The sequence below is a fragment of the Coprobacillus sp. AF33-1AC genome (assembly GCF_003475785.1).
Taxonomy (GTDB): Bacteria; Bacillota_I; Bacilli_A; order Erysipelotrichales; family Coprobacillaceae; genus Faecalibacillus.
Window position 1 is genome coordinate 13,253 of record NZ_QRQB01000017.1, and the last position, 14,994, is coordinate 28,246.

Genomic DNA, 14,994 nt, shown 5'->3' on the forward strand with positions numbered 1-14,994 from the left:
AAAGATCTCATTATGAGATCTTATTTGTAATCATCAGCTTCTAAGCAAAGATAAGCCACTTCTTTTTCAGTTAATTTAATTTGTGAAGCTTCTAAACAAGAATCAAATTCTTTACGATCACGTGAACCAATAATCGCACAAATATCAAATCCTTGATTTAATACATAAGCTAATGCAATATTAATTGAAGGAACACCTTTTTCTTTACCTAAAATTTTAGCTCTATTTAATCTTTCAAAGTTTTCTTCTGTAAAGAAAGCATCTTTAATATCTTGAGGTGCATTTTCATCATAAATATCAGCAAAGAATCCATGACCTTGTGCTGCCCAAGAGAATAAAGTAATATCTTTATCTTTATGCCAACGTGCATATTGATCATCAGCATAAACACATCCTGGCCATCTTGTTTTAGCAACATGTCCTAAAGAATAAGATGGGTTATTTACTGATAATCCTTGATATCCTTTTTCTTTACAATAAGCAATGGCTGCTTCTACACGATCTTGTTCCCAGTTAGATACACCATAAGTTGTAATCAACCCTTCTTTACGATGTTGTTCTAAACGGTCCATGATATCTCCAACAGGTACACTAGGATCATCACGATGTAGTAAATAAATATCAAAATGATCACATCCTGTATGTAATAAACTGTAATGTAAATCATCAGTAATGATATCTGGTTTTACACGCCAGTATTCTGGATGATGTGCTCCATCTGGAGTAATAATAGGATGACATGCTTTATCCATAATAACTAATTGGTCTCTATTACCACGTGAATCAAAATATTCTTTTAAGATTCTTTCAGATTCACAAGCATGTTTACCTTGATAATGAGCCCCGTAGAAACGCCCAGTATCAATCACTGTTCCCCCTTTTTCAATATATAAATCTAACATTTGAAAAATTTCTTCTTTATATTCTTTATTAAACCAAGCAGTTCCCATAATTAATTTAGAAACTGGTTTATCTAATCCTTTTATACGTGTATATTCCATTTTTAAGCCTCCATATTTTTAATTAATACGACATCTAAAATAATAGCCACAATCGCAACCCCAATAGCTACCATATAAACATTTCCATATGCCATGAATCCTGCTGATACATCAACAAATTTAGCAGCAATTTGTGGTCCTAATAAAGATCCAATAGCATAAGCAAAGAACATAATTCCATAGTTCATCCCTTGATTTTTCATACCAAAGTTTTTAGCAGTTAATGGTGGATAAACAACTAATACCCCACCAAAAGTACCACCTAATAATACTAAGCAAACAATAAAGAATGCCATATTAGATCCAGCTAATTTTAATCCAAATAAAGATAACGCTGTAATGATTAAAATACCAACAAGAGTTTTAGCTTCACCAACTTGATCACAGAATTTACCAATAATCAAACGACCACATAAATTAGCAATACAGTTAATCGCTACAAAGTTACTTGCTACAATAGGATCTACTCCAAGTTGAGTTTGTGCAATAGTTGATAAAGAACCAATCATCATGATTCCTGCTGTACAAGATAAAGCAAATAAAATCAACATGACATAGAATTTGCTTGTTTTAAGCATTTCACTAGGTGTATAGTCCTTTGCAGAATTGTTAGCTGCCATGGCAGCTGGTGTATAACCATCAGGTGTCCATCCGGCATCAGGAACAGCTGCAAATAATGAAGAAATACAAACAAGCACTGCATAAGCAACACCAATGTAAATAAATCCTGTTGTTCCCATTGATTGGCATAAAATCGCACCAACTTTAGATAACGCTAATGGACCTACACTAGCAGAAGCTAATAGTAATCCAGAAATTGTTCCTTTCTTTTCTGGAAACCATTTTAATGCCATGTTAAGTGAAGGATTATACAATAATCCATTTCCTGCACCAGCAATAAAACCTGTTGTTAAATACAACATTGGAATAGAAGAAGCAAATGCAGTTAATGCCCAACCTAATCCAAAAACAATACCACCAATAAACATTAATTTTTTTGGACCACTTTTATCAACAATTTTACCTGATAAAATACCAAAGATAGCCATAAATGTTTGGTAGATCGTAAGTGTTAATGCAACTTGCGATGCATCTCCACCAGTCGCAACTTGTAATGGTTTTGAAAAAACACTAAAAGCTGCTGAAGCACTACAGCAAAAGATCATAATAAACGCTGCAGTAAATACAATTTTTCTTTGTTTCATAAATCCCTACTCCTTGTAAAAAATTTCGCAATGTAATTATATAAAGGGATATCAGAATAATCTAATACACTTTTTTGACAAAACCTATAGATAAAATCTATAGGTTTTTAAAATATAAATACGTTAAAATAGAATAGAGAAACGGAGGATATATGAAAGTAATTAAATGGAATCTACATCCTGATGTAGAAGCATACACAACAACAAGAGAATTAGGTGATATCTCTTTAAATAATCCTAATAAAAAACAAGTCTTACAAAATCGTCAAGAACTAGCAGCAATTATTCATAGTGACTTAGAACATATGGTGGCTCCCCGTCAAACACATTCCACTCATCTTCAACAAGTATTTTTAAAAGATGGTGGAACCAATATGTTGATACAAACAGACAAATTATATGAAGTAGATGCAACTTATAGTCGTGATCCAAATCTCTTTCTTTTATCATTTCACGCAGATTGCACCCCTGTTCTTATATATTGCCAAGATCAGAAAATCGTTTGTGCTATTCACTCTGGCTGGTTAGGAACTGTAAGACAAATAGTAGATAAATCTGTTCGCTACCTAATCGAACATGAAAACTGTCAACCTCAACATATGTATTGTTTAATTGGACCATGTATTTCTAAAAAGCATTTAGAAGTTCAAGATGATGTTATCAATCAGGTCAAACAGATGAACTTCGATACAACGCCTTTTTATAATCAAACTGACGATATTCATTACTTACTTGATAATAAAGGCTTAAATAAACAACAATTACTTAATCTTGGAGTATTAGAACAAAATATTCAAGTCAGTGATTATTGTACTGTTGAAAATAATGACTTATTCTTTTCACATCGTAAAAATAAAGACGGTCAAAGAAATATAACATTAATAAAAAGAAAGTAAGAAACTTAAAAGTTTCTTACTTTTTTAATACAAATGGTGAACATGGTAAACCATCAAGATTCATAATTTCAACTTGGGGACAATCATCTAAAGCATAGTCTATTTCATAATAAGATGATACCGGTATTTTTATATAGCTATTATCAATAATGCCAGTAACGATATGCTGATCCACAACTATATGAACTTGCCCAGGTTTTAATAATTGATCAAAGTAAATCATAACTTCATCTTGTTGTTCAATATTTTTTATTTTTGGTGAAACTGAAGCAACGTGATGATAAATATTTTTTTCAACACTCATTGCAATACGTTTAGCAAGTTCTTGTTTTCTTGTTGGATGAATATACGTTGGATTCCCTGTTAATAACGAAACAACAAGATAAGTATTTTCTTTTTCTTTGGATACTTGCCATTGTGCAAGACGTATTTCACTAAAATGACTATTTTGATATTCAGGTAATTGGACAATGATGAAAGGGACGCATTCTTTATAATCTTCTCTCCAATTTTCAATAAGTAGATTTAATAGCTTTTGATAATACATATATCTTGAACTATCTTCTTCTCCTTGATAATACAAAATAGCTTTAATGGGATAATTCAGTGTCTTTTTAAACATATGTTCATACAATCCTGAAGGCTGTCCAAAATCATAGATCCCTTTAGGAGGTGGCCATGGGGTATGACCAATCTTATTTTTTATTTGTGATAGACTCATTTCTTTATGTTCACTTTGATAATGTTTAAACTTTTCTTGGTAATTATCAAATAACTGATAATACTCTATTGCATTTTTCTTTTGTTGTTCAATAGAAGGAAGTCCATCATAATAATCATCCCAATATACTTTTTTTATTTCTTCATCTTTTTTTAAGTAAGTTTCACTCATCCAACAAGATGCACTCGTTCCCCCTTTATTATTGGAAATAATACCAAGAGGAACATCAACTTGAAGATAATAACTAAAAAAAGCAGCAATAGCGCTCAACTCACCGCTATTATCTTTAGTTAACTTTTGCCACGTTTGTTCTTTTTGATTAAAAGGATAACTATATTGTGGCACATTTAAAAAACGAACATGATCTTTATAAACTGGTAATTGTTTTTCATCTGTTTGTGATAATGTCATTTCCATATTAGATTGTCCTGCTGCCAAAAAGACATCACCAATTAAAATGTCATCATAGACAATTGTTTCATCACCACTATTAAAAATCATTTCATAGGGTCCCCCGTAAAAGTCAAATTGAACTTCTATTTGCCAACGATGATGGTCCACTTGACTTGTGTATTTTTTACCACATATCATCATATCCACTTTTCTATCATCAGATTGTCCAGAAATTATTATGCGTTTATTTCTTTGCAAAACCATATGATTAGAAAAAGGATAATCTATTTTCATAACAACACCTACTTTTCAAATTTATAATCTATTTGATCTAATATTTCCTTTAATGATTCCAATTTATCAGATTTATTATGATTTAAATAATGAGTATAAATAATATCCATCATAATTAAAGCTGGTAATTGTGGTGAAATAATATGAGAAACAGTTATATTTTTCATATGTGCTAATTTAATTGTTTCATCCGTAAATTCATCATTAGTAGCATTAACAACAGAAGTTAATAATACTGTTGTCGCTCTTTTTTTATGAGCCGCACGTAATCCATCCATTACCTCTGCGGTACTTCCAGAAATAGAGATACCTAAAACCAAACAATCACTGGTTACTCTTGGCAAGTTTAAAACAATATCTCCACCACCATTTAAAGCCTCTACATCCAAACCTAAGCGAATAAAACGTGAACAAAACTCTCTAGCTACTAACAAATTTGAGCCCACTCCATAAACAAATACTCTTCGACTTGAATCTAATAGTTTAGCAACTCGAATCATTTGATTATTATCGACAATTTGATATGTTCTCTCTAGTACCTCTTGATATTTATGAATAGTAAATTCTGTTAGTTGTCCTAACCGATTACTTTCATTTAAATTAGCATTATAGGAAAACACAAATTCACGATAGCCTTTAAATCCCATTTTTTTAGCGAATCTAGATAACGAAGCTTCAGAAACAAATAATTTGTTAGCGACACCTTTAATTGAAAAATCCGTTATATCACCAGCCAAAAAATAATCAGCTATCACCTTTTCAACTTGTGTAAAAAATTCATATTTTTCTTTTATTACTGTTTTTGTACTTTTTAAATACTGATTCATTATATAACACCCCTTATTGTTTATATTCTATCATACACAAAGAGTATTACTTAATCTTTTTGTTAGAATATGATAACCATCATCATTAGGATGAAGACCATCTTTAAATAAAGATTTATTTACCTTACCCTCAGTAAAAAAATCATGATATATATCAATAAACCCTGCACATTCAACATATTCAGGTAATGTTTGGTATAATTTTTCAATAAATAAGTTTGATCTCACACCATTTGCATGATTAAAATCTTGTAGAGATTCAAGACATGGTAATGGTGAAAGAACATAAATCTTACAAGTTGGTAAATTCTTCTTGATTAAATTGACAATCATTGAAATATTCAAAGCAATTTCTCGATACGAACGCATTACTGTATTACCCATATCATTTGTACCAACATGTAAAAAGACCATTGAAGGCTGAAATTTAATCACAGCTTCATCTACAATCCACATTAATTCATCAGTTGTTGCTCCAGCAATACCACAATTATAATAATCTTTATCAGGAAAATACTTTTTTAAATCATAAAATTCAAATATCGAATCCCCAAAAAAGACAATACCATTATTTTGTGATTGTTTTTGTAAATGAATAATATCTAGCATTCTCTTTAATGCTGGTTCTCTTAATTGATAAATACAAGGATTGTATTTCATTTCTTCTCTCATTTAAATTTAACTCCTATTTCAAACATACGTTTCCAAGGCATAGATACTTCAATATGTTTAATTGGATATTTATGAGAAACATTTAATTTACAATATTCTTTAAGTAAAGCCTCACCAATTCTTTTTTCAACCTCATCTTGTTGATCTTTAAAATCATAATATGATAAACCTAATTCCACTAAATCATTTTCAATCACTTGAAGTCGTACCTTAGCTTGATAAAAAACATCTTCTATTAAATGGTAGATTGTATTAGCTGTAGCATCATGTCCTAATTGTCCTTGTGCTAAAACAGTACCTGTAGAATTACAGTTTGTATTCCACCCTGCATATCCTTTTAAAGAATCTAATAGATCAAGTTCATCTAAATAATGAATTAATTCAAGATCTCCTCCATTAGCATAAGCACTATCAACTAACGCTACATCTTTATCTTCTTGAATAAATGATTGAATTTGTAAAACAAAATTCATTAAATTACGATATGAAGAATAAGAAACATCTTTATTCTTATCAAATGACTCTTGCATGACTTTACCAGGACAATTAACTGCTAAAATCATATCTGCTTGGTTAGCATCATGTGTAAGTCTTGCTCCCGTAACTAAAATATGAGATTTTAAACTTTCTAACATTGGTCTATCTTCATATAAAGGTACAATAGAAGGACCTAATACTGATGCGTAAAACGGATAGATTTTAGGTGTTCTTTGACAATATTCATTATAGGCTCTTGTCATTAAAGATAATCCCACTTCATCTGCACCGGGATAGACCATCGTTTTAAATTCTAAATGGTCTTCTTTAATTTTTTCTAATATTTTCTTTTGATCAATAGCTGTATAACCAAAAGGTGAAGAATCATCTTGAGGAATGACGAGAAAATCTAAAATTCCATCTTTTAAGTATTCTAATGTCAATTGATTCATTTGACAGTTAGTTTGTCTTCTTAATTCATAATCATCTAAAATATCCTGAGGAATCTCTAATGTGTTAAATTCTTGTTCCTCTTTTCCATCCAGTGACATTCTTTCCTGTTTGTTTTGTAAATATTTTTTCTTAAATAAAGCATATCCGTATTCTTCATAATAATCTGGTTCTTCTTCACTTGAATTATATTGAGGACAACGCATGATACATTCAAAAGCGTAAATTTTTAAATCAGGTTTAAGCTGTTTTAATTTTTTTAATATTTCTAATCTTGTTTTTAGATGATCAACATCTAACTGATGCAATCTTGAAGGAATAAGTCCTCCATAAAGTAACATATCTAAAGAAATGACTAAAGCATCTTGATCTAAAACATTTTCTAATAAAAATTGTTCAATGTTTTCAAATATTGCTGGTGTTTTCTTTTTTGGAAGAATATCTAAATTAGGAATATTTAATTGAATTTCTTTATTAGACAAAGCAATCATTTGTGGATAAATATAATTACATGGTCTTTCATCTAAAGGCAAATATAAAACTTTCATTTTAATCCTCCAATATCTTTTCTAATGCTTCAGCAATATCTTTTACTTGATTGACATCTGATGTTGTTTCACCAATATAGTAAAATTCTTTACTATGATCTTTCATTGATAAATCACTTTCACTATCACCAATAGCATAGACCGTAGCATCTGGATACATTTTAGCAATAGCATTTCCTTTAGAAATATTTTGCGGTACGATTTCTAAAGAAGTTTGACTTGTCAAAATAGCATCTACATTTTTAAATTTACTTTTAATAATTGTTTGAATTTCTTTAAGTTGTGGAGTTGTTCCTACAACTAAAAATAAAACAACAGGTTGATAAGGAATAATCTTTGAATAATCATCTTTAATAATTGATGAATCATAAAATTCTTTAGGAAAATCTGGATCACGAGGACTATTCCAATAACGATTAGAAATGGTATTCATTTCAACTCTTACATCATATGATTTTAATAATTCATTAATTTCTAGTGCTGCTGATTTATCTAATAAATGGGCTTCTTGATGATTCCCTTGATAAAATACTGCACCATTTTGTGATATTCTTTCATTAATCCCTAAGTTATATTTTTCATTAATAAAAACAATATCATGATCTAATCTTCCTGTACAAATGGCAAGATGATAATGAAGTGATTGGAGCTTTCTAAGGAGAGAAATTGTTTTCTCTCCTTGAATCACTTCATTAGAAGCATTGATTAGAGTTCCATCTAAATCAAAAACGACAACTTTCATTTATGCTTCTTCTTCCAATTTTTCTTCTGCTTTATCCATTGCTTTTACAAAAGGCATATAAATAAGTACAGATAAGACTAATACAACTGCTGCAGTAATTAACGCTCCAATACTACCACCTGTTGATAAGAACGCTCCAATTAAAGGTGGTGTAGTCCATGGAGTCATAACGTATGTATATCCCATAAATCCAGTAATAGTAGCAATATAACCAATACCTAAGCCAACTAAAGTAACAAGAACCATAGGAATAATTAAAATTGGATTCATAACAACTGGTAATCCAAACATGATAGGTTCAGAAATATTAAATAATGAAGGAACAAATCCTAATTTTGCAATTTGACGATAATCTTTACGTTTTGAAACAATTAAAATAGCAAGCACTAAAGCAATCATATTTCCTGCTCCACCCATAAACATAAATGAATCAGTAAATGGTTTTGTTAGTACATTTGTTGCTGCTGCATGTTTAGAAATTAAAGCTACGTTAGCAGTTAAGTTAGCTAAATAGATTGGTTCTAAAATTGGTTGACCAATAATATAAGCTGAATGGATACCAAACCCCCATAATAACATATAGAAAATATAAATAACAACTAATCCAATAGGTGATGTAACGATAGCTGCAAGTGGTTGTTGTAAGAAATTGAAAATCAAATCATTTAATGGATAACCTAAGGCATTTGTAAGTAATCTTACTAATCCAAAAATAAACATTGTAAGGATAACTGGAATCATTCCATTGAAACTTCTAGCAATACCAGTAGGTACTGAATCTGGCATTTTAATAACTAATGCCTTAATTGACATCAATTTTCTCATGATTTCAACTGTTAAAATAGAAGCTATGAATCCTGTAAACAATCCGGCTGCTCCTAAATAATAAGTTCTAATATATTCACCAGCTTTGGCATCACTTCCAAATACTGTAATTGTTAAAAAAGCAACAACTGCGGTAACTGAAATTGTATCTGCATCTAATTCATAAGATCTAGATAAATTTCTAGCAATTAAGAAGACAACAAGTAATGTCATGATATTCATACCTGCGCTTCCAATAGAACCTAACATTGATACAATTTCATTTCCTTGAAAACCAAACCATTGATCGAAATAATTTCCTTTTCCTAAAAATACACAATTAAGTAATGTACATAAAGAACATCCAATAATAATTGGCATAATTGTTACAAAAGCATCACGAATTGCTCCTAAATATCTATTTTTTGATAAAGCTTCAGCAAATGGTAACATCTTTTGTGATAATTTATCCATTAATTCATTCATTAATATTTTCCTCCTTCTATTTCATCTGTAAATCTTTTTGTAATAATTTGTGGTCTTGTAATAATTGAACCTACAACTACGCTATAACATCCTAATTCTAAAACTCTTCTTGCTTTTTGTGGGGTATCAATATTCCCCTCAGCAATAACAGGATGCTTAACTTGTTTTAAAATCTCTCTAATAATCTTAAAATCATCTTTTTCGATATGATCACCTGTACTTTGTTTTGTATAACCAACAAGTGTTGTCCCAATAAAATCAAAACCTAATTGATCAGCATGGATTGCTTCATCAATTGTACTACAATCAGCCATAAATAATTGATGAGGATATTTTTCTTTTACTGTTTTGAAGAACTCATCTAAACTTATTTGACCAGGTCGTGTACTACTTGTAGCATCCATCGCTATAATTTCACAACCAGTTTTAACTAAATCATCAACATCTTGATATGTTGGTGTTATATAAACATCGCTATCATCATAATCTCTTTTAATTATACCGATGACTGGTAAATCAACGATTTTCTTGATTTCTAATATATCACTTACAGAATTACTGCGAATTCCTTTAGCTCCACCTTGATAAGCTGCTAATGCCATTCTTGCCATAATCATTGATGAATGTAGTGGTTCATCTTCAAGTGCTTGGCATGAAACAATTAAATGCTTATTAATTTGATTAATCATCTTTCCTCTCCTTTCCTGTAATTTCATCATAAACGGATAAAATTATATCCTCAATAAAATAGCCTTTTCTTGATTTTACTTTCAATCTTTTTACCTTTTTTCAATATTTCTTTGACTTATTCATGAAAGTGATTTCAAAAAAAAAAGAACATTTTATGTTCTTTTTAATCTTGAAGTATTCTTTTCATTATATAAGGAATTTGTTCAATGACTTGACTAGATAAAACTGTATATTGGTTTTTAGCTACCTCATCACCACATAAACCATGAATATAAACACCCAACGCAGCACTTACAAGTGGGCTATATCCTTGTCCTAATAAACTTACAATAATTCCTGCTAAAGCATCTCCCATTCCAGGAGAAGCCATTGCTTTATTACCACTAGCATTACGATAGACCACTTTACCATCAGTAACAATGGTGTTGGGTCCTTTTAAAACAAGAATAACTTGCTTTTCTTGAGCATATTGTTTAGCTTGTTCTACTAATGCTACATCATCATAAATTGTTGTTAAACGGGCAAATTCTCCTAAATGAGGAGTCAAAATATAAGATGCATGCTCTCCCTTTAAAAATTCCGGATGTTTTCCTAATAAAGTCAAAGCATCGCCATCAATAACCATAGGTAATGAACTGGCATCCATTAAACTTAAAAACAACTGCTCACTTACTTCATTTAATCCAAGTCCACTTCCTACCAATACTGCATTTTTATCATCAAGAACATGTCTGTCAAAATAATCTTGACGTACAACTGATGTACATTCAGGAGCAAATGAAGCTAAAGAATCTATAACTGATAAATCCGAATAAACAGTAACAATGCCACTGCCACACATCAGTGAAGCTCGACCTGCAAGCATGGCTGCTCCTCGATAATGACTGCACCCTGTCATGTGTAAAACTCTACCATAAGTTCCCTTATGTCCATTAAATAAACGTGGTTTTAAATGATAGCGAGCCCACTTTTCATCTATAATTTTAGCTAAACCTACTTCATCTTCCTTACTTACAACATCCAAAGTTTCAACATAAACATCACCTGTAAACATTTTACTATCTTCATTTAAAAAACCTTGTTTTAATGCTGTTAATGATATTGTTTTCGTTGCCCAAATACAAGTATTATATGATTTTCCAGTATCCGGATTTAATCCTGTAGGAATATCAATAGCGATCACATCGCCATCGAATTCCTGATTAATTTGATCTACTAATGTCTTTGCAATACCTCTTAAATCACTATTTAATCCAAATCCAAATAAAGCATCAACAATGACATCTCCTTCATTGAGATAATGATTTAGCTTATCTAAATTATTTTCATCTAATTGTATCATTTCTATCTCATTGGCTTCTTTTAAATAATAAGCATTTGCTTTTGATAATTTTTCAGGTTTTCCAGTTAAAACCAATTTTACCTTTTTACCTCTATTGTATAATTTTATTCCTAAAGAAATACCATCAGCACCATTATTTCCTGGTCCACACATAATAATAGGAACTTGATATTCTAAAAAATAAGGTAATAAAGCATCACTTGCTTTATCAACTAATTCTTCAATGGTATAACCATAATCCAATAATGCCTGATCATATTGTTTTAATTGCTTTGCTGTTGCTACATTCATCCTTAACACCTCTTTTCCTTATTTTAACATAAAAAAAAGAATTGCGAACTCGCAATTCTTTATCTTAATTTGTATATCTTACACCACAAGTAAATTTACCTGATGACATATTAGAAATTTTAACAACATCACCAGAAGTTGGAGCATGGATATATTGACCTCCACCTATATAAATACCTACGTGACCAGAACGCCAAACAATATCTCCTACCTGTAATTCAGATAAGCTAATTGTTTTACCAGCACTCTTTTGAGCACCAGATGTTCTTGGAATGGAAATACCATGTTGGCGGTATACCCATTGTGTAAACCCAGAACAGTCAAATGATGTAGGACCTGTTGCTCCCCACACATAAGGTGTTCCTAGTTTAGATGTAGCTGTTTTAACAAGTTGTTCACCGGAAAAAGTCACTTCAACTGTTAATGGTACGACTGCTTTATTTCCAGCTTTATCACTTACCGTATAATTGACAGTTTTAGAACCTGTTGAAGATGTATCTAAACTATCAATCTTCACTTGAGATTTAACATCACCATCTTTATTATCAATAGCTGATGTTAAATAACTGTTTAAATCAACAGTTGCCCCTTTGTCTACTTTGATTTGACTTTGACTCAAAGAAATAACAGGAGCTGAAATATCTTTTACTGTAACATTTAAATATGATTCAGCTTTATTTCCAGCTTGATCTTGAACAGTGACTTTTACTTTTTGTACTTCATTTTCTTTTGATGTATCAACTGTACCTTCTACCACTGGATTGACTGTTTCATCTATGTTATCAGTAATTGTCATATAGTCGTTTAGATTAAATTGACTACCATAATCACATACTACATCATGCCCAGATTTTAATGAAATAACTGGGGCTTCTAAATCAGATACCGCAAATGTAAATGTTTTTGTTATTTCATTTTCACTGGTATCACTTACTTTTAAATCAATTGTTTGCATACCAGCAACAGAAGCATCTAATTCTTTATTTGTTTCGATAAATGGTGTAACATCACCATCTACATTATCACTCGCATGAATATAACTTGTAACATCATTACTTCCGTTAATTGGTACTTCTACAACATATCCCTCTCCAGATCCTAATACTTCAAATTCTGGAGCGACTTCATCAACAACATCTACTTCAATAGTTTTTGTTGCTTGATTATTAAATTGGTCTACTGCATTCACTTCAACTTGATAAGTTCCTAACTGCTTAACATTTAATGAACTTGTATCAGCAGTAACTTGAATCATATCTCTTGAATCATGATTATCAGTAACATCTATGACATCTGTATCAAACTTTTCACCATAAGCAATACTTATTCGATCAGACACAATAACAGGCTTTTTTCGATCCACTGCAGCATATCCTACTAACATAAAAGTTGCTACAGCAACGATAGGCAAGAACATCATTTTACGTTTCATAATCTTTTCTTCAACATAATTTTTTATGTTCTTCTTAATATTTCTATCCATTCGTTTCCTCCTTTCAATAATATATCCATTGGCCATAGTAACATAAATAAAATAAAAAAGCAAATTTGCTTGAATTAAACAAAAAAATACTCAATCATAAATGACTGAGTATTTTTATTATATTAGTTTGGTCTAATTGCACAACTGAAACCACTGGCACCTGAAGCAATTTTTACAACATCTCCAGTAGTAGGAGCATGGATATATTTACCCCCACCAATGTAGATAGCTACATGCCCTGGTCGCCATAAAATATCTCCCGGTTGTGCTTGTGATACAGGAATAACACTTCCTGAACCTTTTTGTGCACCTGAAGAGTGTGGTAATGATTTACCCGCTTTTCCATAGCACCACATAACTAAACCTGAACAGTCAAATGAATTTGACCCTGATGCACCATAAACATATGGACATCCAAGTCTAGAATAGGCTGCTGCAACAACAGTTGAACCATAACGGTTACTACTTGATACATTACCAGAGAAAGCAATTCCTTTGCTTACAGCATTAACTTTAACCGTTAATGAAGCACTTCCTTGATTTCCTGCTGCATCACTTACTGTATAAGTAGCTGTATAACTTCCTGCTTTTGAAGTTTTAACAGTTGGAATATTAACTTTAGATTTTAAATCACCATCTTTATTATCAGTAGCTGATGCTAAATAACTAGCTAAATCTAATGAATCTCCAGCATTCACAGTCACTGATGATTTAGATAATGAAATTTGTGGTGCTTCTGTATCTTTTACAGTGACATTTAATTGTGCTTTAGATTCATTACCTGAATTATCTTTAGCAGTAATTGTTAATGTTTGCACACCATCATCTTTTTTTGTATCTACTGATCCTTCAACTACAGGAGATACTGTATCAAAGTTATCAGTAACTTGTACATATTGATTTAAATCAAATGTACTACCGTAATTAATAGTAACATTTTCTCCATTAGTTAAATTAATAACTGGAGCTTCTGTATCTGCAACTGCAAACTCTACAGTTTTTTCAGTTTCATTACCAGAAGTATCTGTTGCTTTTAATGTAATTGTTTGCGTACCTAAAGCAGAAGTATTTAACTCTTTATCAGCTTCAATAAATGGTGTAACATCACCATCCACATTATCTGTAGCTTTTACATAACTTGCTAAATCTTTGCTTCCATTAACTGGAACTGATACGACATACCCTTGATTAGAACCAAGAGTTTCAATCTTAGGACCAACTTGATCCACTACTTTTACCTTTACTGTTTTTGTTGTTTCATTAGAATATTGGTCAGTTGCAGTGACATCTACATTATATGTCCCTAACTGATTAACATCTAATGAGTCTGTGTTAGCCTTAACTGTGATTTGATCACGGCTATCATGATTATCTGTTACGTCAACTGCATCAACGTCAAATACTTCACCATAAGGTACTTCGATTTGATCAGATGTAATGACCGGCTTTTCTTTATCAACTGCAGCATACCCAACTAACATAAATGTTGCTACGCCAGCGATTGGAATAAACATTGCTTTTCTCTTGATGACTCTCTCTTGAATAATTTTATTCAGTCTCATCTTAATATTTCTATCCATTCGTTGCCTCCTTTCAATAATATATCCATTTACTAATATACCACACTTCAAGCCATAAATCCACCCTTGCAACCGCCTCAAGCCCTAGTAAA

At 31.2% G+C, this 14,994-nt stretch carries 13 protein-coding genes; 1 reads left to right on the forward strand and 12 read right to left on the reverse strand.

The genetic code is table 11. From position 1 onward, the window contains the following. Positions 1–20 precede the first annotated feature (20 nt). Both DWZ53_RS07210 and DWZ53_RS07215 read right to left on the reverse strand, forming a co-directional pair. A complete protein-coding gene (locus tag DWZ53_RS07210; RefSeq protein WP_118433022.1) occupies positions 21–1,001 on the reverse strand; it encodes an aldo/keto reductase in 981 nt (326 codons plus the stop codon). A 2-nt stretch (positions 1,002–1,003) separates the two neighbouring features. Further along, complete coding sequence (locus DWZ53_RS07215; protein WP_118433023.1) at positions 1,004–2,206, reverse strand: OFA family MFS transporter; 1,203 nt, start codon at positions 2,204–2,206, stop codon at positions 1,004–1,006. A gap of 152 nt (positions 2,207–2,358) precedes the next feature. Between DWZ53_RS07215 and pgeF the strand changes: the two genes are divergently transcribed. Then, positions 2,359–3,102, forward strand: a complete 744-nt coding sequence (gene pgeF, locus DWZ53_RS07220; RefSeq protein WP_118433024.1) for a peptidoglycan editing factor PgeF — start codon at positions 2,359–2,361, stop codon at positions 3,100–3,102. Between the two features lie 16 nt (positions 3,103–3,118). Here pgeF and DWZ53_RS07225 read toward each other — a convergent pair whose 3' ends face one another. The 10 genes from DWZ53_RS07225 to DWZ53_RS07270 form a co-directional block, all read right to left on the reverse strand. Further along, entirely contained in the window at positions 3,119–4,510 is a 1,392-nt protein-coding gene (locus DWZ53_RS07225) for a sialate O-acetylesterase (protein ID WP_118433025.1), read from the reverse strand. A gap of 8 nt (positions 4,511–4,518) precedes the next feature. Further along, positions 4,519–5,337: a MurR/RpiR family transcriptional regulator gene (locus DWZ53_RS07230; protein ID WP_118433026.1), complete on the reverse strand. Its 819-nt coding sequence runs from the start codon at positions 5,335–5,337 to the stop codon at positions 4,519–4,521. 30 nt (positions 5,338–5,367) lie between these two features. Continuing rightward, positions 5,368–6,009 (reverse strand): GDSL-type esterase/lipase family protein, encoded by a 642-nt coding sequence (locus DWZ53_RS07235; RefSeq protein WP_118433027.1) that lies wholly within the window; start codon positions 6,007–6,009, stop codon positions 5,368–5,370. Further along, positions 6,006–7,484, reverse strand: coding sequence for a DUF4127 family protein (locus DWZ53_RS07240; RefSeq protein WP_118433028.1), 1,479 nt, complete (start codon positions 7,482–7,484; stop codon positions 6,006–6,008). The genes DWZ53_RS07235 and DWZ53_RS07240 overlap by 4 nt, the downstream gene beginning before the upstream one ends. A 1-nt stretch (position 7,485) precedes the next feature. Further along, positions 7,486–8,226, reverse strand: coding sequence for an HAD-IIB family hydrolase (locus DWZ53_RS07245; RefSeq protein WP_118433029.1), 741 nt, complete (start codon positions 8,224–8,226; stop codon positions 7,486–7,488). Further along, positions 8,227–9,516 (reverse strand): PTS sugar transporter subunit IIC, encoded by a 1,290-nt coding sequence (locus DWZ53_RS07250; protein WP_118433030.1) that lies wholly within the window; start codon positions 9,514–9,516, stop codon positions 8,227–8,229. Further along, positions 9,516–10,205, reverse strand: a complete 690-nt coding sequence (locus DWZ53_RS07255) for an N-acetylmannosamine-6-phosphate 2-epimerase (RefSeq protein WP_118433031.1) — start codon at positions 10,203–10,205, stop codon at positions 9,516–9,518. Before DWZ53_RS07255 ends, DWZ53_RS07250 begins: the two co-directional genes overlap by 1 nt. Before the next feature lie 164 nt (positions 10,206–10,369). Further along, a complete protein-coding gene (locus tag DWZ53_RS07260) occupies positions 10,370–11,839 on the reverse strand; it encodes an NAD(P)H-hydrate dehydratase (RefSeq protein ID WP_118433032.1) in 1,470 nt (489 codons plus the stop codon). Between the two features lie 64 nt (positions 11,840–11,903). Further along, positions 11,904–13,322: a C40 family peptidase gene (locus DWZ53_RS07265; protein ID WP_118433033.1), complete on the reverse strand. Its 1,419-nt coding sequence runs from the start codon at positions 13,320–13,322 to the stop codon at positions 11,904–11,906. Positions 13,323–13,444: 122 nt separating this feature from the next. Beyond that, the gene (locus DWZ53_RS07270) at positions 13,445–14,902 is read right to left on the reverse strand and encodes an immunoglobulin-like domain-containing protein (protein ID WP_118433034.1); all 1,458 of its coding nucleotides are present in this window, start codon (positions 14,900–14,902) and stop codon (positions 13,445–13,447) included. Positions 14,903–14,994 lie beyond the last annotated feature (92 nt).

Bases quoted from the DNA above. Each gene is read 5' to 3' on its own strand.
- DWZ53_RS07255 (WP_118433031.1), bottom strand. From the start codon at position 10,205: ATGATTAATCAAATTAATAAGCATTTAATTGTTTCATGCCAAGCACTT.
- DWZ53_RS07260 (WP_118433032.1), bottom strand. From the start codon at position 11,839: ATGAATGTAGCAACAGCAAAGCAATTAAAACAATATGATCAGGCATTA.
- DWZ53_RS07210 (WP_118433022.1), bottom strand. From the start codon at position 1,001: ATGGAATATACACGTATAAAAGGATTAGATAAACCAGTTTCTAAATTA.
- DWZ53_RS07230 (WP_118433026.1), bottom strand. From the start codon at position 5,337: ATGAATCAGTATTTAAAAAGTACAAAAACAGTAATAAAAGAAAAATAT.
- DWZ53_RS07215 (WP_118433023.1), bottom strand. From the start codon at position 2,206: ATGAAACAAAGAAAAATTGTATTTACTGCAGCGTTTATTATGATCTTT.
- DWZ53_RS07250 (WP_118433030.1), bottom strand. From the start codon at position 9,516: ATGAATGAATTAATGGATAAATTATCACAAAAGATGTTACCATTTGCT.
- DWZ53_RS07245 (WP_118433029.1), bottom strand. From the start codon at position 8,226: ATGAAAGTTGTCGTTTTTGATTTAGATGGAACTCTAATCAATGCTTCT.
- DWZ53_RS07270 (WP_118433034.1), bottom strand. From the start codon at position 14,902: ATGGATAGAAATATTAAGATGAGACTGAATAAAATTATTCAAGAGAGA.
- DWZ53_RS07225 (WP_118433025.1), bottom strand. From the start codon at position 4,510: ATGAAAATAGATTATCCTTTTTCTAATCATATGGTTTTGCAAAGAAAT.
- pgeF (WP_118433024.1), top strand. From the start codon at position 2,359: ATGAAAGTAATTAAATGGAATCTACATCCTGATGTAGAAGCATACACA.
- DWZ53_RS07265 (WP_118433033.1), bottom strand. From the start codon at position 13,322: ATGGATAGAAATATTAAGAAGAACATAAAAAATTATGTTGAAGAAAAG.
- DWZ53_RS07235 (WP_118433027.1), bottom strand. From the start codon at position 6,009: ATGAGAGAAGAAATGAAATACAATCCTTGTATTTATCAATTAAGAGAA.
- DWZ53_RS07240 (WP_118433028.1), bottom strand. From the start codon at position 7,484: ATGAAAGTTTTATATTTGCCTTTAGATGAAAGACCATGTAATTATATT.